The sequence below is a fragment of the Nocardioides sp. QY071 genome, from assembly GCF_029961765.1.
GTDB lineage: Bacteria > Actinomycetota > Actinomycetes > Propionibacteriales > Nocardioidaceae > Nocardioides.
In genome coordinates this window covers 1,972,576-1,991,244 of record NZ_CP124681.1, presented here as the reverse complement: position 1 = coordinate 1,991,244, position 18,669 = coordinate 1,972,576, and the positions used below count along the sequence as shown (strand labels likewise).

The window sequence follows — 18,669 nt, the reverse complement described above, 5'->3', positions numbered from 1 at the left end:
GCGGGGAGGGGTCATTCGCTGCGCAGCGCGTCGATGGGGGTCAGCCGGGCAGCCCGGCTGGCCGGGTACACGCCGAAGCCGACGCCCATCGCGAGCGACGTGGCGAGGGCGGCCGTGGTCGCGAGCAGCGACACGGAGACGGCCTGGTCGATGAAGTGCGGGAGGACCTGGGCCCCAGCGATGCCGATCACGACTCCGACGACGCCGCCGGTCAGGCCGAGCAGGGACGCCTCGACGAGGAACTGCCGCCGGATGACGCGCGGCGCCGCGCCCAGCGCCTTGCGCAAGCCGATCTCGCGGATCCGCTCGGTGACGGAGACGAGCATGATGTTCATGACCCCGATGCCGCCGACGAGCAGCGAGATGCCGGCGACGCCGGCGAGCAGGACGGTGAAGGTCCGGTTGGTGGAGTTCGCCGTCTCGACCAACGAGTCCTGCGTGGCGATCGAGAAGTCGGCGTCCGCGGTGGTCACGCCGTGGCGGGTGGCGAGCAGCGCTTGGACCTCCTGGTACGCGGCCGCCAGCGTGGTCTCGCTGGCGGCCTCCACGTAGATGGTCGACACCGCGCTGGAGGTGCTCCCGGTGAGCCGGCTCGCCGTACCGACCGGGACGACGGCCACGTCGTCCTCGCTCGCCCCCGAGGACGAGGCTCCCGACGACGAGAGCACGCCGATGATCGTGACGCGGGTGCCGTTGACGCTCACCTGCTGGCCGACCGGGCTCTGCCGGCCGAACAGCTCCGTGGCGGTGTCGGCGCCGATCACCGCCACTGCGGCGCCCGTGGCGGCCTCGTCGGTGGTGAAGAACCGGCCGGCGCTCAGCTCCCGGCTGCGGACGTCGAGCCAGGCGGTCGTCGTACCGGCGAGCGAGGTGGTCCAGTTGGTGGCGCCGTTGACGAGGGACACCGAGGCGGTGGACACGGGCGCGACCGCCGCCACGTCGGGTGCGGCGTCGGCATCGGCGAGCGCGGCGGCGTCGGCGATCGTCAGCGTCGAGGCCGAGCCGAAGCCGCCTCGTACGCCGGAGCTGCTGGTGGTGCTGCCGGGCGAGACGATGAGCAGGTTGGAGCCCAGGGCGTCGATCTGGTCCTTGACCTCCTTCTGCGCGCCCTGGCCCAGACCGACGGTCAGGATGACCGAGGAGATGCCGATGACGATGCCTAGCACGGTGAGCGACGAGCGCAGCCGGTGCGACCTGATCGCCGCCAGACCGGAGCGGACCGTCTCCCACCAGCTCATGCGGGGACCCGCGCGGTGAGCCGGTCGACGGTGATCAGGCCGTCGTCGATGACCAGGTTGCGCCGGGCGCGCCCGGCGACGTCCGGCTCGTGGGTGATCAGCACGATGGTGCGACCGGCCTCGTGGAGCTCGTCGAACAGGCCGAGCACGTCGCGGGTCGAGGTGGAGTCCAGGTTCCCGGTCGGCTCGTCGGCCAGCAGGAGGTCGGGCTCGGTGACCAGGGCGCGCGCGACGGCGACCCGCTGCTGCTGGCCGCCGGACAGCTCCCCGGGGCGGTTGTCGATCCGGTCGGCGAGGCCGACCCTGCCCAGCGCCGCGATCGCCCGCTCCTTGCGCTCGGGGCGCGGCACGCCGGCGTACACCAGCGGCAGCTCGACGTTGCGCCACGCCGACATCGACGGCAGCAGGTGGAATTGCTGGAACACGAAGCCGATCCGGCGGTTGCGGATGACCGCGAGGGCCGCCTCGTCGAGCTCGGCGGTGTCCTCCCCGGCGAGGACGTAGTGGCCCTCGGTCGGTACGTCGAGGCAGCCGATCAGGTTCATCAGGGTCGACTTGCCGGAGCCGGACGGGCCGATCACGGCGACGTACTCCCCCTCGTCGATGGTGGCGTCGATGCCGCGCAGTGCCTCGAACTCCACGCTGCCGGAGGTGTAGGTCTTGCGAACGCCGGAGATCTCGATCAGGGCGCTCACCGGCTGCCTCCGCCCGGGAGCCCGCCGGTGCCACCGCCCGGGAAGCCACCGCCGGGGAAGCCGCCGTTCTGCTGCATCTGCTCGCGGAGCTGCTGCATCTTCTGGTCGCCGCCGGTGCCGCCGGGGCCGGCGAAGCCGGCGACCTCGACGACGTCGCCCTCGCTGAGGCCCGAGGTGATCTCGGTGGCCATGCCGGAGGTCTCGCCGACCTCGACCTCGGTGCGCTCGGTGGTGCCGGTCTTGCTGTCGGTGACCTTCTCGACGTAGGTCTTGTCGCCCTCGGTGGTGATCGCGCGGCTGTCGACGGTCAGGACGTCGGCACGCTGGCTGACGACGATGGCGACGTCGGCCGACGTGCCCCCGAAGAGGTCGTCGCGCTGGTCGGTCACCTGGATCGTGACGGGGAAGACCGCGGCGCCGGTGGAGTCGGTCTCGGCGACGAGGCCGACCTCCTCGACCGTGCCGTAGACCGTCTCGTCGACGCCGCTGACGCTCAGCTCGGCCTGTAGGCCGACGCTCACCTTCTCGATGTCCGCACTGGCGACGGAGGCGTCGACGACGAACTCGCCGGTCGACACGACGGTGATGGTGCCGGAGTCCGAGCCGTCGGCGGAGCCGGCCGAGCCGGTCACGGAGCCGCTGCCCGCGGTGTCGCCGACCTCGAGGCCGACGTCGGTGACGGTGCCCTTGGTGGTCGAGCGCAGCACGGCGTCGTCGACGGCGTCCTGGGCCTGCGCCAGCTTGGACTCCGCGGCGAGGACGGCGGCATCGTCGGCGGCGAGCTGCACCTCGGACGCATCGTCGGCGACGTCCTGCGAGCGTGCGGTCCGCGCGGCTGTCAACGAGCTCTCCGCGGCGTCCAGCTCGGCCTGGAGCACGTCGTCGTCGATCGCCGCGAGCCGCTGGCCCTTCTTCACCTTCTCGCCCGGCTCGACGTAGACGGCGGTGACGGTGCCGCTCACGTCGAAGGAGAGCTCCGCGGTGGTCGCGGCCGCGACGGTTCCGCTCGCCGTGACGGTCTGCTTCAGGGTCTGGGTCTGCACGGTCGCCGTCGTCGTGGTCGCGGCGGCGGGCTCGCCGCCCCGCAGGAGCAGCCAGCCGCCGGCGACACCGGCGACCACGACGAGGGCGACCAGGGAGAGGACGAGGCGCCGGGGACGACGCAGGCCGCGGACACGGCGCAGGAGCTTGCGTTTCACGAGCCCGACTCTGTTCGGTCGGACTGTGGCGCTCCTCGGCCGAACCTATGGGCGCGCTGTGAGGGTGATGCTGATCCGGGTGTCCCCCGGCACGCTGTGCAGGGCCACCGATCCCCCGTGCGCACTGATGATCGCCTGCACCAGCGCGAGCCCGAGCCCGACCCCGTCGGAGCGGTGCCGGGACGCGTCGCCGCGGGTGAACCGCTCGAAGGCCGTGTCCACCAGGTCCGGCGGGAAGCCGGGACCGTCGTCGTGCACGTCGAACCCGTCGGGGCGCACGGTGACCGTGACGGTGGTGCCGGCCGGGGTGTACTTGCGGGCGTTGGTCAGCAGGTTGGTCACGACCTGGTGCAGCCGGTGCTCGTCGCCCGTGATCTCGACGGGCTCGCCGTCGTCGGGCAGCACTATCCGCCAGCGGTGGTCGGGCGCAACCACCCGGGCGTCGTCGACGGCCTCGAGCAGCAGCCGGGTCAGGTCGACCGGCTCGGCCGCGAGCGGGCGGCCGGCGTCGATGCGGGCCAGCAGCAGCAGGTCCTCGACCAGCGCCGTCATCCGCGCGGCCTCCTCCTCGACCTTGGCCAGCGCGACGGCCGAGGTGTCGGCGTCGCCGCGACGACGGGCGAGCTCGGTGTAGCCGGCGATCGTGGTCAGCGGGGTCCGCAGCTCGTGGGAGGCGTCGGCCACGAACTGGCGCACCTGCAGCTCGCTGCGGTGCCGGGCCGACAGGGACGACTCGACGTGCTCGAGGAGCTGGTTGAGGGCGAGACCGACCTGGCCGGCCTCGGTCCGCGGGTCGGTGAGGTGCTCGGGGACCCGCTCGGTCACGCCGATCTCGCCCTCGGCCAGGGGGAGCTCGGCCACCGCGTGGGCGGTCGCGGCCACCTCGGTCAGGGGACGCAGCTGGCGGCGTACGACGGCGGTGCCGGCCAGCGCCGCGGCGACGATGCCGAGCAGGCCGAGGACGACCTCGAGGCGGATGAGCGACCCGGTCGCCTCGTCGACGTCCTCGGTGGGCAGGCCGGCCACGACCGTGATGCCCGACCGCTCGTCCCGCCCCCGCATGACGCGGTACTTGCCCAGGCCGGGCAGCTCCACCGTCGTCGGCTCGCTGCCGACCTCTGCCAACACCGCGAGCACGGCTGGGTCGAGGGACTCGGGCTGCACGACCTTGTTGCGCACCCGGACGACCTCCCCTTCCCGGGCACTGCCGGCGAACCGGGCCTGCAGGGTGCCCGGTGAGCCGAACAGCACGCGGCCGCCCGGTCCCGGGCGCAGGCTCTCGGCCACGTCGGAGTCGAGCCGGTTGGTCAGCCACGCATGCATGCCGAGGGTGGTGACCGTGCCGACGAGCAGCGACACCACGGCGACCAGAGCCACCGCGGTGATGACGAGCCGCGCGGTGAGCGAGCGCGGCCAGAGCCGCCCCATCAGCCGGCCGGCTTCAGCACGTAGCCCGCGCCCCGCATGGTGTGGATCATCGGTTCGCGGCCGGCATCGATCTTCTTGCGCAGGTAGGAGATGTAGAGCTCGACGACATTGGCCTGGCCGCCGAAGTCGTAGTTCCAGACCCGGTCGAGGATCTGGGCCTTGCTGAGGACCCGGCGCGGGTTGCGCATCAGGTAGCGCAGCAGCTCGAACTCGGTGGCCGTCAGCGCGATCTCCTCGCCGGCCCGGGTGACCTCGCGGCTGTCCTCGTCGAGGACCAGGTCGCCGACGACGAGGGTGGAGCGGCTCTGCTCGACGGCGGTGCCGGCGCGGCGTACCAGCGCGCGGAGGCGGGCGACCAGCTCCTCGAGCGAGAACGGCTTCGTGACGTAGTCGTCGCCACCGGCGGTGAGGCCGGCGACCCGGTCCTCGACCGCGTCGCGGGCGGTGAGGAAGAGCACGGGGACGCCGGGGTCGTCGGCGCGGATGCGGCGCAGCACCTCCATGCCGTCGTGGTCGGGCAGCATCATGTCCAGGACGACGACGTCCGGGCCGTGGCTGCGTACGGCGGTGACGGCGTCGGTACCGGTGTGGGCGGTCTCGACCGCCCAGCCCTCGTAGCGCAGCGCCATCGCCACGAGCTCGGCGATGTTGACCTCGTCGTCGACGACGAGGGCGCGCAGCGGGGTGCCGTCGGGACGGGTCGCGGTCTGGCTCATGACCTCAGACTGTGCCAGGAACCTGTGCGGATCCTGTGGATCCCTTGTGCGGATCCTGCGGCTCCTCACGGCCGGACCACAGCATCAGCACAGGGTCCGGAGGCAGCGTGGAGGCATGAGCCAGAACGACGACCCGACCCCTGAGCCGACCCCTGAGCCGACCCGTGAGCCGACCCCCGACGTACCACCCGCTCCCATCGAGCCGACTGCCCCGGCGCCGGTCCTGAAGACCCGCTGGCGCGACCGGGTGTTCCACCTGCGTGCGATGGTCGCGGTCGGCCTGGCCGGCCTCGTCCTCGGTGCGGGCGCCGGCGCCGGCACCGCGCTGGTCGCCGGCCACGACGACCGCCCGGACTTCCGCCACCAGCGGATGGGTGGCTCCGGCGAGCGCGGCTTCCCCGGCTGGGGCGGGCGCGACGGCCAGGACGGCCCGCCGAACATGGGGCAGGTGCCGCCCGGGTCGTCGCAGCAGCAGGACGACTCCTCCGGAGGTACGTCGCAGGCACCGTCGAGTAGCTGAGGACGCCGCCGTTGTCGGGACTGGAACGAGTCTCTGCGTGAGGGCGGACTCGCTGGGCTTTCGCGTCGGCGCCCCCCGGCCTTCTCTCCGCTCTTCGCAGCCCGGTGAGCGGCAGATCAGAAGGATTGACACGCGGCAAGGGCGGGAGTCGTTCGTCGTCAGCCCACCAGTAGACGCGCCTGCGCCTCCTGGATCTGTGTCCTCGCGTCGAGAAGAGGCCGCCAGTTCGCGCGGTAGGCGGCTCCGACCGCGGCGAGCTGCGAGGTGGTCTCCATCTTGGCGAGGATGGTCTTGACCTGGGTGCGGACGGTGGCTACGGCGACGACGTGAGCTTTGGCGATGTCGCTGACCTGCGCGCCGGTCATCAGGGCGGCGAGAATCTCAGTCTCACGGGGAGTGAGGCGTTCCAAGCGGGACCGCAGCTCGCGGAGCTCCTCGTTCTCGCGTGAGGCTGCCTCGATGAGGGCGGCACGCTCCGAGAGGGGCATCGCTGGCAGACCGTCCCGCACACGGCGGACCGTGCGCCTCATCTCGTCCAGTGTGCAGGATTTCGAGATGACTGTCTTGGCTCCGTGACGCAGGCACTCACCCCACCGGGCAGGCTCCCGGTTCCCGGTGAGCACCACGACCGCGACCCCTGCCGAGGTCAGGGGGGCCACCAAACGGATGCCATCGCCGAGCTCGCCCAGATCGAGCTCGAGGAGCACGAGGCGAGGAGCGCTCCGCAGAACTGCGGCGAGCGCTCCCGCCAGCGAGGTCCGGGGCCCGTGCAGGTCGAGATGGGCGACGAGGTAGCCGTCGCTCTCGAAGGCCGCTCCCACAGACTCGGCGAACAGCAGGTGATAGTCGAGGATCGTCATCCTGATCGGGCGTGCCATGGTGCTCCCTCCACACATCTGGAGGTCGCGCGTCGACGAGCGGCCACTCGGTCGCCAAGCCCGTTCCTTGTGCCGACCCTCCAGTCAGCCGTGCTCCCTCGAAGTGAGTGTGCGGGCGTGGACGAGCCGTGACAGCGACGTTTCGCAAGACATGGCTGCTGCAACAAAGACAGGTCCGTCAACCCTCCCGGCCCATCCAGGCGCGATCGTCTCGCGATCGCTCTCACTGCCCTCACTCCGCGGTCGCGCTCAGCGGTGCCGCACTGCCGCTTTGCACGTTGTGGCTCTCCGGGTCCAGATCGTCCAGCTGCGGCACCTTCTCCCTCAGCGTGCTGTGGAGGTGGGCCTCTCGGCGCACAGGACCACATATCGGGTAAACCTCACCAATCGGTCGCGATCCGTGGAATTCGTGGCGTCCGGTGCCTACCGTGCCCTGATGGAGGGAACATCCGCGGGCGGACCGCTCGAGGGGCACCGCCTGGAGTTCGACCAGAGCTTGGCGAGCCTCATTCAGAACGCGCAGCAGATGCTGACCGCGCAAAACCGTTTGCGCGGGCTGCTTCGTGCGAGTCGGATCATCGTCGCCGACCTGGACCTGGACACCGTGTTGACTCGCATCGTCGAGTCCGCCTGCGACCTCGTCGAGGCAGACTACGGCGCTTTGGGCGTCGTCAGCTCCGACCGGAGCGGGTTGGAACGATTCGTTCACGTCGGCTTAGACGATGACGCCGTCGCCGCGATCGGTCACCTCCCGCAGGGACGTGGCTTGCTCGGTCTTCTCATCGACGACCCGCGTCCCATCCGCGTCGCCGACCTGCGGGAGGATCCACACTCCATCGGCTTCCCCGCCCATCATCCGCCGATGCAAGGGTTCCTCGGCGTTCCGATATCCGTCCGTGGCGAGGTCTTCGGCAACCTGTACCTGACCCGCCGCGAGGGGAAGGAGTTCACGAGCGAGGACGAGGAACTCGTGTCGGCTCTCGCCGCGACTGCAGGGACAGCGATCGAGCACGCACGCCTGTTCGAGGAGGCCCGGCAGCGAGAGAGCTGGCTGGGCACTGCCACATCCCTGACCCGGCGTGTCCTGGCTGGCGAGGATCCGCTTCCGGCGATCAGCCGAAGCGTGTACGGGCTCGCCGGCGCAGACCTGGTCGTCGTCGCTCAGCCGAGCGAGGATCAAGGGCACCTGGAGATCGCGGTGGCGATCGGGGAGGCCGCCGAGCAGGTGAGTGAAGCCAGATACCCTCTGAGTGGCACACTCAGCGAGCTCGTACTGTCCGGAGCAGGCGCCTTGCGAATCGCCGACGTCGCCGACACGGGAGCCTGGGAGAACCGCACCGTGTTCTTGGCCGACAAGGTCGACACCGGACCCGCGTTGATCGTGCCGTTGGCCGGCGCAACCAGCATCCGTGGGGTCTTGTGGGTGACTCGAGGTGCCTCAGGACGTCCGTTCTCGGCGACCGACGAGGCGATGGTGACGACCTTCGCGAACCACGCCGCGATGGCATGGGAGCTGGCGTTGGCACGCCAGGACCAACAGCACATGGAGATGCTGCGCGACCGAGACCGCATCGCCCAAGAGCTCGGGGAGACCGTCGTCCGTGATCTCTTCGCCGCCGGCCTCGCCCTGCAGGGCGCGGCTCCACGGGCCAGCGGTGCACGCGAGAGCGTCGAGCAGGTCGTCGACGACCTCGACAGCGTCATCAAGAAGATCCGCGACAGCGTGTTCAGCGAACGTACCTCGCCATGAGCCGGCTGACCTCGTCGAAGCAGCCCGCCCGGGACGAGCAGGACTTCACGAGCTCCACTGCCGCGTGAGCACCGCACGCACCGCGAGGAGAAGACCCTCGCCGCGCTGACGAACGCCGGCGGATCAGCGACAACGCGCGGCACACGTTGTCTCCGACGGCACCATCCGCCAAGCCGCAGGCCACCTCTCAGTTCGCCGAGGTCAGGTCAGCGGGCCTCGAACACGACGTCTGCCGACGATGCTCCGCGCAGAGTTGCGATCTGCGTGGCTTCGTGATGAAGGAGCTTCTTGTCGCTGGTGCGGAGCGTGTCGAACGACTCGATGGTGATGGTCAGCTTGCGCCCGCTCTTGCGGGGGCGCCAGGTGCCGACGATCCTGCCGTCCGCGAGGATTGCGCCTGGTTCGCCGACGCTCCTCCACACCTGCTGGTGATGCTTCTTGTCGAGGATCGTCTCCCGATCGCGCAACTGGGTGTAGGGGTCACGTGGAGGGAGCATGCGCACTCCTTCGGGTCGTGGCGCCGTGGTGAGAGCGTCGAGGTCCTCGGTGAGGATCCAGGACCGGCCGGCGTGCCCAACCGGCGTCAACTCGTCTTGGAGTGGGTCCCACCACGGCCCGATGTCACCGGCGTTGACGCCCATCCAGGCGGCGAAGTCGGCACGGGTGGACGGGCCGTAGCACCGTAGGTAGCGGCGAAGGAGCTCTGCGCGGGCGGTGCCCGGGGCCAGGTCAGGGACCTGCTGGCCGAGCCACTCCTCGACCAGCACGAACTGCGCCTTGTTTCCGCCGCGGGCAGCGAAGCACACGACCTGCTGCAGGGTGAGGACACGAATGCAGAAATGCACGATGCCCTCCCCAAGTGACTGTCTGGGAGCAAAGGGGCCTTCTCCTTCCCAGACGACCCGCTGGCTCGGTGTCAGCCTGGGACCGACACGGGCGGCCAGCTCCTCGCCCAGCTCGGTGATGGCCAGTTGGCGGCCGGAGAGCACGGAACCGATCTCGGCCCCGCACATCTCCACGGCCTGGTCGATGCTCAAGGTGAGCTTCGCGGTTGCCTGGGCCAAGCCGGGGAGGAAGTGGCCCAAAGCTGTCTCGGTGGGGGGTAGCACGCCGGTCGTGAACAGCGGTGTGTCTCGCGTAGGGAACAAGAACGGGGCACCGCGCATGCTCCAGGTCTGCAGGAGGCTCTTGTCGTCGGCGACCGCCGTGTGCATCAGCTCCTCGGTGACGTCTCGCACGCGGGCGTGCAAAGCCAGCAGAGCCGATCCCGGTGGGCTGTTCTGGAGTCCACAGCGGCCAGCCACCGTGAGGAGCTGGCCGCTGGCGACCCGGTGCATGAGGTGATGGGCGTTGAGTCGGAACCCGATCACCTCGTCGGTGGACACCGTCGTCGAGACTTTCCCCGCCACGTCGTCACTGTATGGCTGTTGGGTGCCGGTGGGAGCGCAGCGATTCGTCGCGCGGAGCACTGTTTCCGCTTGTCGAGGGCGCTCATCTGCTCAGAAGGCAGGACTCCAATGAGCAACCTGCAGCTCACCACGCTCACAACGCCGAGGGCCTCTGGCCTGCGTCTCCGCAGGCCAGAGGCCCTCGTCTGGCTCCCCCGATTGGACTCGAACCAATAACCCTGCGATTAACAGTCGCATGCTCTGCCAGTTGAGCTACGGGGGAAAGCTGCTCCCCACCCGCGGGGTGGAAGCGGGGAAACACTAGCAAGGACGCGGCCCGCGGCCGAAATCGAGGTGGGGCTCAGGCCAGGACGTCGGCCTGGGCGGCGCTGAGGGCGTCCTGGACCACGGCATCGACGCGGGGGTCGGCGGGGTCGAGGCCGTCGTCGTACTCGACGAACCAGGCCAGCTCGCCGCGGGTGCCGGGTGCGCGGCGGGCGAGGATCCGTACCTGGCGGCGGCCGGAGACCGCGACGTGGCGCTGGACGGCGATGCTGGCGGTGACCCGCTCGCGGACCAGCTCGAGGAGGCGGCCGGCGTCGTCGAGACGCAGCAGGTGGACGGGGCTGGGTTCGCCGAAGCCGGCGACCTCGACCACGCGCAGGGTGGACTCCTCCTGGTCCCAGTCGGCGCTCGCCACCTGCTCCCACGGGATCCGGTCGGGCAGGTAGAGCGCGTCGCGGGTGCCACCCACCAGGCCCGGACCGTCGCCGGGCGCGCGGACGGTGGCCCAGGCGAGCAGCCGCTCCCCCGCGCCGACCGGGAACGGCGGGCGGCGCGACGGCAGGGGTACCCACCTCATGTCCACCGCCTCACGGGACGCCGACGATCTTCTCGCGCAGCGTGCGCCGGTGCTGCTCGAGCGCGGCGAGCTCGCCGAACATCTTGTTGTAGTCGGTGGGGTTGTCGAGCGGGTTGGTGCGCTGCAGGCGCGACTTCACCTCGTCGATGCGGCGCAGCACGGTGAGCTCCTGCAGGCGGAACAGGTGGGTGGCGATGTAGCCGGCGTCGATGTCGCGGTTGGCGGGGATCGGCTCGACCGCGAGGGCGCTGACGATCGAGGACACCGCGGGGTCCGTGGCGGCGTCGCGGACGTGGGCCACCCAGCCGGCGTCGTTCTGGCCCGCGACCGCGCCACCGGCGGCGGTGATCGCCTCCCAGACGCCGCGGTAGGTGGGGTGGACGAAGTCGTTGAGACCGATGTCGGCGCTGGTGCGGCCGATCGCGACGGGGTGCTGCAGGACGAGCTTGAGCGTCTCGCGCTCGATCCCGAACCGCGGGTCGCGCAGGTCGGGGACCCGGGGCGCCGGCGCCGGCTGCTCGGGGGGCCGCTCGGCGGCACGCGACGACTTCATCCCGCGGTCCTGCTGCGGGCCCTTGGCCGCGGCGCGTCGTACGGCGGCCAGCACCTGGTTGGTGTCGATGTCGGCCCCGACCAGCCGCGAGATCTCCTGCGCGAACGCCGTGACCTTGGACTGGTCGCGCACCGAGGCGACCAGGGCGGCCGCGTCGCGGACGGCGTCGATGCGGCCGTCGGCGCGGTCGAGGTCGTGGCGCTTGACGACGTTCTCGAGCACGAAGCGGTAGAGCGGGCGGCGGCTGGCGATCAGCTCGCGGACCGCGTCGTCGCCCTTCGAGATGCGCAGCTCGCAGGGGTCCATGCCCTCCGGGGCGACCGCGACGTACGTCTGGGACACGAAGCGCTGGTCGCCCTCGAAGGTGCGCAGCGCGGCCTTCTGCCCGGCCTCGTCGCCGTCGAAGGTGAACACGACCTCGCTGCGCAGCTCGGCGTGGTCGTCGAGGAAGCGCCTCAGGACCCGGGCGTGGTCGTCGCCGAAGGCGGTGCCGCAGGTGGCGACCGCGGTCTCGACGCCGGCGAGGTGGCAGGCCATCACGTCGGTGTAGCCCTCGACGACGACGGCCTTGGAGCTCAGCGCGATCGGCTTGCGGGCCAGGTCGATGCCGTAGAGGACCTGGCTCTTCTTGTAGATGGGCGTCTCGGACGTGTTGAGGTACTTGGCCTCGATCCGGTCGTCCTCGAAGATCCGGCGCGCCCCGAACCCGATGGTGTCGCCGTTTGTCTCCCGGATCGGCCACAGCAGCCGGCCGCGGAACTTGTCGTAGAGGGAGCGGCCCATCGCCACCAGCCCGGCGGCGATCACCTCCTCGCGGGTGAACTTGCGCCCGCTCAGGTGGCGCCACAGCGCCTCCCCGTCGCGCGGCGCGAAGCCGACCCCGAACTTCAGCGCGGCGCCCTGGTCGAAGCCGCGCTCCGCCAGGAACTGGCGCGCGGCCAGCGCCTCGGGGGTGCCGAGCTGCTCGGCGTAGAACTCCTGGGCCACAGCATGCGCCTCGACCAGGCGGCGCCGCTGGGGACCCTTGGGCCGGTCGTCCTGGCCGGTCTCGTCGCGACGCAGCTGGACGCCGTACTTGTCGGCCATCCGCTCGACGGCCTCGCCGAAGCTGAGGCCGTCGATCTTCATCAGGAAGGTGAAGACGTCGCCACCTTCCTGGCAGCCGAAGCAGTTGCCGGTGAGGATGTTGTCCTCGAGCGTGAACGCGTGGCCGTCCTCGACCTCGGCGCAGAACACCTCCTCGACCCGGTCGGTCTCCTCGACGCTCTCCACCACCCAGCCACGCCGGGCAAACGCCTTGTGAGCGTCGACGAAGCGCCGGCGGTGGGAGTCGAGGAGGAAGAAGTCCTCCTCGAGGTCCTCGTTGACGAGGTGGATCCGAAACAGCTCGGAGGGCTCGGTTCCGAGTCCGAGCCGCGTCTGTGAGGTGATGCCGTACGTCGCGATGCCGAGCCGGGTGCACACGGTGCGGAAGAACTCGAGGTCCTCGCGGTCGGCCGAGTTCATGATGACGGTGCCGTCGGCTGCAACGCATCCGTCTGCTGCGAAGTAGCCCGCGAGCCATCCGTAGAGGTAGGGCACCGACTCGTCGAGTGACGGGCGGTCCTTGAAGAACTTGGGCAGGTGGTGGACGAGCAGGTTGCCGTCACCGCGCTCGCTGGTGTGGCTGTTGGGGAACCACTTGAGCATCGCCTCGTCCTTGGGCGGGCATATCAACGCCATCGAACCGGTGCCGTTGAGGGTGCCGTCGCCGTAGGTGAACCCGTGCGCGATGCCGAAGGGCGACGGCGTGGTGCGACGGATCCGGGACCGCGGGAACTTCGAGACCAGCCGATCACCAGCCTTCAGGTCGGTCGTCAGCACCTCCCGCGCGTTCTGCTGCGCCTTGCCCGAGCGGATGAACCAGCGGTGGCCGTCGGTGGCGTAGAGCTCCTTGCGCTGACGGTTGCGGGTGACGGTGATCCGGTGGAGCCGCTGGACGCCGTACGACTTGAACGGGGCGTCGATCCAGTCCCCCCGCGCGCCGAGGATGCGGTGGATCCCACCCGCGAGGTCGCGGATCTCGCGAGGGCCGTCCCGGGTGAGCACTCGGGTCTCACCGGCCAGGCAGTGGAAGAAGCCCCGGCTCGGCGTCACGTGGAACGACGGGGACTTCTCGTCGTGGAACGGGCACAGGCCCTTCATCGAGCCGCCGCCGGCATTGCGCAGGGTGACGTACGACGACACGACCTCGTCGATCTTGACCCGCTCACGGACCGTGGCGATGTCCTCGTCACGAATCCGGCCGACCATGCGGCGATCCTACTGAGCACCCCTCGGCCGGGATCCGGCAGCCGACACCCCTGTGGACGACCGGGCGGACAGCGGTGCGTTTCCGCAGGTCGGCGTGACCTTCGTCGCTCAGTCTCGTTGCTCGACCGGGAGGACCGCACGAAGGGGTCTGGGGATGAGCGTTCGGGGAGGGACCGCGCATGGAGGAGTCGCGCCGCCGCACCAGCTGGCCGGTGACCCTCGTCGTGCTGCTCTTCGCGCTCTCGACGTTGGTCATGGTGCTCAAGGACGGTGGGGACGACGAGACGTCGCCGGCCGCGGCGCCGGCGGCCTCGGTCGACCTGGACCTGAAGAAGCTGCCGGTGAGCTCCACGCACTCCACGATCAAGGCGGCGCCGCAGGACCCGCGGCCGACGAAGACGCCCTCGGGCACCGTGGTGCACCCGAAGCGGGCGACGGCGCTGTACGACGAGCCCGACGGCAAGCCGTTCGCCAAGGTGCGACCGACCGAGTTCGGGGACGTCTGGCTGCCGGCGATCACGCGCAACCGCGACTGGGTGCAGGTGCTGCTGCCGTCGAAGCCGAACGGCTCGACCGGGTGGATCAGGGGCTCCGAGCTGACCGAGGCGCACAGCCGGTTCCGGGTCGAGGTGCATCTCGGCGAGCGGTCGCTGGAGCTCTTCGAGGACGACGCGCTGGTCGGGACCTGGACCGTCGCGATCGGGGCCGGAGGCACGCCGACCCCGGTCGGCCGGACCTTCGTGCTCGGGCAGATCATCGACGACAAGCAGCCGTTCTCGCCGGTGATCATGCCGCTGGGCAGCCACAGCGAGACGCTCGACTCCTACGGCGGCGGGCCCGGCACGGTGGCGCTGCACGGCTGGACCGACCCGTCGGTCTTCGGCAAGGCGATCAGTCACGGCTGCGTGCGGGTGCCCGACGACGCCCTCGACCTGCTGCGCACCGTCCCGATCGGCACCCCGGTCATGGTCGACGAGGCCTGACCCCCACGAACCTCTCCATCTCGGGGACACAGTGATGAAGATGAAGGGAACACGATGAAGAACAAGCGGCAACTGGCTCCGTTGGCCGGCGCCCTCGTCCTGGTGGCGGGAGCGGCGACGTCCGCCGCACTCCTCACCGGCGGTACGGCGACCGCGGCGGGCACCCCGTCGTCTGCCTTCGGCCTCGAGCTGTCCATCGCCGGCAACGGGGTGATCCCACGGACTCCCGCCGTCAGCTCCACCGACGGCTCGCTCAAGACCGACTCCCTCATCGGCCTGCCCACCAACCCCGTCGCCAGCGGCGGCATCATCAACGCGTCCGCGCAGAACGGTGCGGCCACGGCCAGCGTCGCCGACCTCGCGGTCGGCGACGGCCTGCTGAAGACGCTCGACCCGCAGGGCACCCTCACCACCCAGCTCAACACGGTCTGCACGCAGATCACCTCACAGCTCGGCCCGGCCCTCGACCCGGTCAACACCCAGGTCCTCGGCCCGGTGCTCACGCAGCTGCAGGGCGTCCTCGACCAGGTCGGCACCGCGACCCAGGGCACGCCGCTCAACCTGAGCGCACTCGGCGCCCTCGACATCAGCAAGCTCACCAACGGCCAGCTCGGCGGCCTGTGCGACGTCCTCGCGGGCAAGCTGAAGCTGGTCGGCGCGGGCGCCGTCGAGGCCAAGTGCACCGGCAACACCGGCACCACCACGATCGCCGACCTCAAGGCCCTGGGCCTGCCGGTCAACGTGGACACCAAGAAGGCCAACCAGTCGGTCAAGATCCCCGACGTCGCGGGCGTGCCGCCGATCATCGAGCTCGTCGTCAACCGGCAGAGCGCGAACGCCGACGGCACCTTCACCGTGGACGCGCTCTACCTGAACCTGCTCGACCAGGTGAAGGTCACCGTCGCCTCGGCCACCTGCGGCAACGTGACCAGCGACAAGGCGCCGGTCCCCGGCGACGCGCCGCCGCCGAAGCCGGTCAAGGAGCACATCCCGGTCACCGGCTGACCCGGCACCACCGATCGAACCGACCGGCCCGTCGCGCACCAGCGCGACGGGCCGGTTCGCGTCACAGCCCGGATCCGGGCTCAGCCCTCGCGCACGGTCCGGTAGTGCAGGAAGACGACCCCGCTCCCGAAGGTGCGGCTCTCGACGAGCTCGACGTTCCTGCGCACCGCGTCCTGGGGGACGTACGGCGTACCGCCGCCGACCAGGACCGGGTAGTAGCGGATCCGGTACTCGTCGACGAGGCCCGCGGTGATGACCTGGGCCGCGAGGTCGGCGCCGCCGATGGCGATGTCGCCCTCCCCCGGCTCGGCCCGCAGCCGCTCGACCTCCTCGACCAGCCCGCCGGACAGCAGCCGCGCGTTGCCCTCGACCTCGGTGAGCGTCGTGGAGAACACGACCTTCGGGATGCGCCGCCAGCGGTGGGCGAACTCGGCCGTGGAGAAGCCGAGCCCGGGGACCTCCTCGGTGGTCTCCCAGACCAGCATCGACTCGTAGAGGCGGCGGCCCAGCAGGTGGGTGCCGACCCCGCCGACCTCCTCGGTGCTGAACCGGAACACCTCCTCGCTGGGCGCGGTCCAGGCGAACTCACCGTCGGGCCCGATGACGTAGCCGTCGAGGGAGACCCCCATCGAGTAGGTGACCTTGCGCATCGCGAGCTCCTGTCTCGTCGTACCTGCTCAGCCCAGTAGCCGGTCATGCCAGGCGACAGCGCTGGCGTCGGTCAGTGAGGCGACCTGGTCGATGACGACCCGGGTCCGGGCCGCGTCATCGGATGCGGCGTGCCAGTCGGCGGCGTACATCTCGTCCAGGGCGTCCGGCCCCCGATCGAGCAGCACCTCGACCAGGGCCGCGAGCAGCTCGCGCTGGCGGATCTGCAGCGCGACCCGGTCGGCGGCCTCCATGACGTAGTGCGCCGCGATCCCCTTGAGCACGGTGATCTCGGCCCACGTGTCGGCCGGGATCACCAGGTCGCCGGCGTAGCGCACGAACGGGCCCTCGGTCGCCGCGAACGTCGCCTGCTGCACGGCGCCGCAGAACCGGCCGATCAGGTCGCTGGTGAGGTTCTTCAGCGCGGCGAGGCCCGCCCGTCCGCCGTCGTACGGCGCCCGCGGCCAGCTCCCGACGGCCCGGAGCCGGTCGAGGACCGCGTCGAGCTCGGCGTCGGTCGCGTCGGGGCGGTACCAGACCCGGACCGTGTCCCACAGGGCCGGGGCGTCGAGCCGGGTCAGGTCGACCTTGCCGGCGACGGTGCCGTCCTCGACGTCGTGGACGGAGTAGGCGACGTCGTCGGCGAGGTCCATCACCTGCGCCTCCAGGCAGCGGCCGCCGGCAGGCGCGCCCGCCCGGAGCCACTCGAAGGCCGGCAGGTCGTCGTCGTACACCCCGAACTTGCCGGCATGCTCCGCCCCGCCGGCGCGGCCCCAGGGGTACTTGGTGCAGGCGTCGAGGGTGGCCCGGGTCAGGTTGAGCCCGGCGCCGGGCGTCTTGGCCTCGAGCCGGGTCAGCAGCCGCAACGTCTGGGCGTTTCCCTCGAACCCGCCGCAGCCCGTGGCGAGCTCGGCCAGCGCGCGCTCGCCGTTGTGGCCGAACGGCGGGTGGCCGAGGTCGTGCGCGAGCGCGGCCGTCTCGGTGATGTCGGGGTGGGTTCCCAGCGCGCGGGAGAGGTCGCGCGCGATCTGGGCGACCTCCAGGCTGTGGGTGAGCCGGTTGCGGACGAAGTCGTCGCTCTGCGGTCCGACCACCTGGGTCTTGGCCGCCAGCCGCCGGAAGGACGCCGCGTGCACCACGCGCGCCCGGTCGCGCTCGAACGGCAGCCGCTCGGGCGCCTCAACACGCTTCGGCGGCTCGGGCACGATCCGCTCGCGCGCGTGCGCGTCGTACCGCTGCTCGACCGGGTCCACGCAGCGACCCTAGCGGGGTCTCCGACGCCAGCGCGGCGATGCCGAGGCAGCCGGAGGCCATCGTGGCACCGAGGAGCAGCCAGCCGACCGGGCCGAGCGTGAGGACCAGCGGCAGGGCGAGGCTGGGGCCGACGATGCGGGCGGCGCTGGTCGACATGGAGTACGCCGCCTGGTAGCGCCCCTCCGCCGCGGCCGGGACCTCGCTGAGCGCCACCCGCCAGGTGGCCAGGCCGCCGCCGATCTCGCCGACGGTCAGCGCGAGGACACCGGCGACCACCACGACGCTGAAGGCGATCGGCGAGTCGGTGCGAGCGGAGACCGCGAGCAGGGCACCTGCGGCGGCCAGGGCGATCGCGGCGGCGACGCCCGTGCGCACCGTGCTCCGCGTCGACGTGACCCGCGCGGCCCACCGCCGCTGCCCGGCGATCACCGCGACGGTGTTGAGCGCGAGCGCCACGGCGGGCAGCCAGGCCGGGCCGCCGGACCGGAGCACGACCCAGACGGGGAGGATGACCGAGAGCACCGGCATGGTGAGCTGGATCGCCGCCGCGAGCCCAAGGGCCGTCGCGAACCGGCGGTCGCGCAGGGCGAGCAGCATGCCGCCGGTGGCGGGGGCCGAGGTCCCGGCGCCGGGGCGCCGGCGTCCGGTCAGGGCGACGAGGAGGAGCGCGGCCAGGGCCATGGACACCGCGCCGACGCCGTACGCCGTCTCGGTGGTGGTCCCGAGGTCGACGGCGGCCAGGAGCGCGCCGATCGTGGTGCCGATGCCGATCCCGGCGTTCAACAGCATGTGCATGGTGGCACGGATGGCCAGTCGGTCGGCCGGGTCGGCCCCCTCGACGGCGAGCGCCTGGCGTGCGGCGCCGGAGGCGGACTGCGCGACCGCGAAGGCGATCGCGGCCGCGGTGAATCCGGCGCCGGTGTCGGTGACGGCGTACCCGGCCAGGGCGAGCGAGGCCAGTGCCGAGAGCGCGGCCGCCGCACCCCCCAGGCCGAGCCGGTCGGTGAGCATGCCGAGCGGGACCGCCAGGGCGATGGCGGTGCCCGCGCCGAGCGCCAGGATGACGCCGACGGAGGCGGGCGGGAGGCCGAGGGTGACGGTGGCGTGCAGGACGATCGTGGAGAGCACGATGCCCTCGACCGTCGCGGTGCCGAGCTGGACGGTGCGGATCAGTCGCTGCTTCGCGGTCGTGGTGGTCATGACCTCAGCGTGCGCCGCAACATTCCAGTAGTCCAACAGATGCTTCTACTGCTTGCTAGT

16 protein-coding genes and 1 tRNA gene are annotated in these 18,669 nt (G+C 71.3%); 4 read left to right on the top strand and 13 right to left on the bottom strand.

The features are described from left to right. Nucleotides 1-11: 11 nt before the first annotated feature. From QI633_RS09545 to QI633_RS09525, 5 genes are read right to left on the bottom strand one after another with little or no spacing between them, the layout of a single operon-like run. On the bottom strand, nucleotides 12-1,238 hold the full coding sequence (locus tag QI633_RS09545) for an ABC transporter permease (protein ID WP_141799377.1): 1,227 nt from the start codon (nucleotides 1,236-1,238) through the stop codon (nucleotides 12-14). Next, nucleotides 1,235-1,933 carry an ABC transporter ATP-binding protein gene (locus QI633_RS09540; protein WP_282428804.1) on the bottom strand — a complete coding sequence of 233 codons (699 nt, stop codon included), beginning with the start codon at nucleotides 1,931-1,933 and terminating at the stop codon, nucleotides 1,235-1,237. The genes QI633_RS09545 and QI633_RS09540 overlap by 4 nt, the downstream gene beginning before the upstream one ends. Continuing rightward, a complete protein-coding gene (locus QI633_RS09535; protein WP_282428803.1) occupies nucleotides 1,930-3,132 on the bottom strand; it encodes an efflux RND transporter periplasmic adaptor subunit in 1,203 nt (400 codons plus the stop codon). Before QI633_RS09535 ends, QI633_RS09540 begins: the two co-directional genes overlap by 4 nt. Before the next feature lie 45 nt (nucleotides 3,133-3,177). Continuing rightward, nucleotides 3,178-4,560 (bottom strand): HAMP domain-containing sensor histidine kinase, encoded by a 1,383-nt coding sequence (locus QI633_RS09530; RefSeq protein WP_282428802.1) that lies wholly within the window; start codon nucleotides 4,558-4,560, stop codon nucleotides 3,178-3,180. Further along, nucleotides 4,560-5,276, bottom strand: coding sequence for a response regulator transcription factor (locus QI633_RS09525; RefSeq protein WP_282428801.1), 717 nt, complete (start codon nucleotides 5,274-5,276; stop codon nucleotides 4,560-4,562). The genes QI633_RS09530 and QI633_RS09525 overlap by 1 nt, the downstream gene beginning before the upstream one ends. 115 nt (nucleotides 5,277-5,391) lie before the next feature. Here QI633_RS09525 and QI633_RS09520 point away from each other — a divergent pair, with 115 nt between their 5' ends. Next, entirely contained in the window at nucleotides 5,392-5,796 is a 405-nt protein-coding gene (locus QI633_RS09520; RefSeq protein WP_282428800.1) for a hypothetical protein, read from the top strand. 158 nt (nucleotides 5,797-5,954) lie between these two features. On the opposite strand, the gene QI633_RS09515 is transcribed toward QI633_RS09520, so the two are convergent. Beyond that, nucleotides 5,955-6,674, bottom strand: a complete 720-nt coding sequence (locus QI633_RS09515) for a LuxR C-terminal-related transcriptional regulator (RefSeq protein WP_282428799.1) — start codon at nucleotides 6,672-6,674, stop codon at nucleotides 5,955-5,957. Between the two features lie 436 nt (nucleotides 6,675-7,110). Here QI633_RS09515 and QI633_RS09510 point away from each other — a divergent pair, with 436 nt between their 5' ends. Further along, on the top strand, nucleotides 7,111-8,424 hold the full coding sequence (locus QI633_RS09510) for a GAF domain-containing protein (protein WP_282428798.1): 1,314 nt from the start codon (nucleotides 7,111-7,113) through the stop codon (nucleotides 8,422-8,424). A 206-nt stretch (nucleotides 8,425-8,630) separates the two neighbouring features. On the opposite strand, the gene QI633_RS09505 is transcribed toward QI633_RS09510, so the two are convergent. The 4 genes from QI633_RS09505 to dnaG form a co-directional block, all read right to left on the bottom strand. Beyond that, complete coding sequence (locus QI633_RS09505; protein ID WP_282428797.1) at nucleotides 8,631-9,833, bottom strand: winged helix DNA-binding domain-containing protein; 1,203 nt, start codon at nucleotides 9,831-9,833, stop codon at nucleotides 8,631-8,633. 186 nt (nucleotides 9,834-10,019) lie between these two features. Beyond that, nucleotides 10,020-10,095: transfer RNA gene (locus QI633_RS09500), tRNA-Asn, on the bottom strand. 78 nt (nucleotides 10,096-10,173) lie between these two features. Continuing rightward, complete coding sequence (locus QI633_RS09495; protein WP_141799383.1) at nucleotides 10,174-10,674, bottom strand: hypothetical protein; 501 nt, start codon at nucleotides 10,672-10,674, stop codon at nucleotides 10,174-10,176. 10 nt (nucleotides 10,675-10,684) lie between these two features. Further along, nucleotides 10,685-13,519, bottom strand: coding sequence for a DNA primase (dnaG, locus tag QI633_RS09490; RefSeq protein WP_282428796.1), 2,835 nt, complete (start codon nucleotides 13,517-13,519; stop codon nucleotides 10,685-10,687). A gap of 179 nt (nucleotides 13,520-13,698) precedes the next feature. Here dnaG and QI633_RS09485 point away from each other — a divergent pair, with 179 nt between their 5' ends. After that, the gene (locus QI633_RS09485; protein WP_282428795.1) at nucleotides 13,699-14,502 is read left to right on the top strand and encodes a L,D-transpeptidase; all 804 of its coding nucleotides are present in this window, start codon (nucleotides 13,699-13,701) and stop codon (nucleotides 14,500-14,502) included. Between the two features lie 54 nt (nucleotides 14,503-14,556). Further along, nucleotides 14,557-15,507, top strand: a complete 951-nt coding sequence (locus QI633_RS09480; protein WP_282428794.1) for a hypothetical protein — start codon at nucleotides 14,557-14,559, stop codon at nucleotides 15,505-15,507. 80 nt (nucleotides 15,508-15,587) lie between these two features. Here QI633_RS09480 and QI633_RS09475 read toward each other — a convergent pair whose 3' ends face one another. From QI633_RS09475 to QI633_RS09465, 3 genes are read right to left on the bottom strand one after another with little or no spacing between them, the layout of a single operon-like run. Further along, entirely contained in the window at nucleotides 15,588-16,157 is a 570-nt protein-coding gene (locus tag QI633_RS09475; RefSeq protein ID WP_282428793.1) for a dihydrofolate reductase family protein, read from the bottom strand. Between the two features lie 27 nt (nucleotides 16,158-16,184). Further along, nucleotides 16,185-17,408: a deoxyguanosinetriphosphate triphosphohydrolase gene (locus QI633_RS09470; RefSeq protein WP_141799388.1), complete on the bottom strand. Its 1,224-nt coding sequence runs from the start codon at nucleotides 17,406-17,408 to the stop codon at nucleotides 16,185-16,187. Next, nucleotides 17,335-18,609: an MFS transporter gene (locus QI633_RS09465; RefSeq protein WP_282428792.1), complete on the bottom strand. Its 1,275-nt coding sequence runs from the start codon at nucleotides 18,607-18,609 to the stop codon at nucleotides 17,335-17,337. The genes QI633_RS09470 and QI633_RS09465 overlap by 74 nt, the downstream gene beginning before the upstream one ends. Nucleotides 18,610-18,669: the final 60 nt, after the last annotated feature.

What these genes read in the sequence shown, in the direction of transcription:
- QI633_RS09545 (WP_141799377.1), bottom strand. Translation starts at nt 1,238, where the DNA reads ATGAGCTGGTGGGAGACGGTCCGCTCCGGTCTGGCGGCGATCAGGTCG.
- QI633_RS09530 (WP_282428802.1), bottom strand. Translation starts at nt 4,560, where the DNA reads ATGGGGCGGCTCTGGCCGCGCTCGCTCACCGCGCGGCTCGTCATCACC.
- QI633_RS09525 (WP_282428801.1), bottom strand. Translation starts at nt 5,276, where the DNA reads ATGAGCCAGACCGCGACCCGTCCCGACGGCACCCCGCTGCGCGCCCTC.
- QI633_RS09520 (WP_282428800.1), top strand. Translation starts at nt 5,392, where the DNA reads ATGAGCCAGAACGACGACCCGACCCCTGAGCCGACCCCTGAGCCGACC.
- QI633_RS09515 (WP_282428799.1), bottom strand. Translation starts at nt 6,674, where the DNA reads ATGGCACGCCCGATCAGGATGACGATCCTCGACTATCACCTGCTGTTC.
- QI633_RS09510 (WP_282428798.1), top strand. Translation starts at nt 7,111, where the DNA reads ATGGAGGGAACATCCGCGGGCGGACCGCTCGAGGGGCACCGCCTGGAG.
- QI633_RS09495 (WP_141799383.1), bottom strand. Translation starts at nt 10,674, where the DNA reads ATGAGGTGGGTACCCCTGCCGTCGCGCCGCCCGCCGTTCCCGGTCGGC.
- dnaG (WP_282428796.1), bottom strand. Translation starts at nt 13,519, where the DNA reads ATGGTCGGCCGGATTCGTGACGAGGACATCGCCACGGTCCGTGAGCGG.
- QI633_RS09485 (WP_282428795.1), top strand. Translation starts at nt 13,699, where the DNA reads ATGGAGGAGTCGCGCCGCCGCACCAGCTGGCCGGTGACCCTCGTCGTG.
- QI633_RS09480 (WP_282428794.1), top strand. Translation starts at nt 14,557, where the DNA reads ATGAAGAACAAGCGGCAACTGGCTCCGTTGGCCGGCGCCCTCGTCCTG.
- QI633_RS09475 (WP_282428793.1), bottom strand. Translation starts at nt 16,157, where the DNA reads ATGCGCAAGGTCACCTACTCGATGGGGGTCTCCCTCGACGGCTACGTC.
- QI633_RS09465 (WP_282428792.1), bottom strand. Translation starts at nt 18,609, where the DNA reads ATGACCACCACGACCGCGAAGCAGCGACTGATCCGCACCGTCCAGCTC.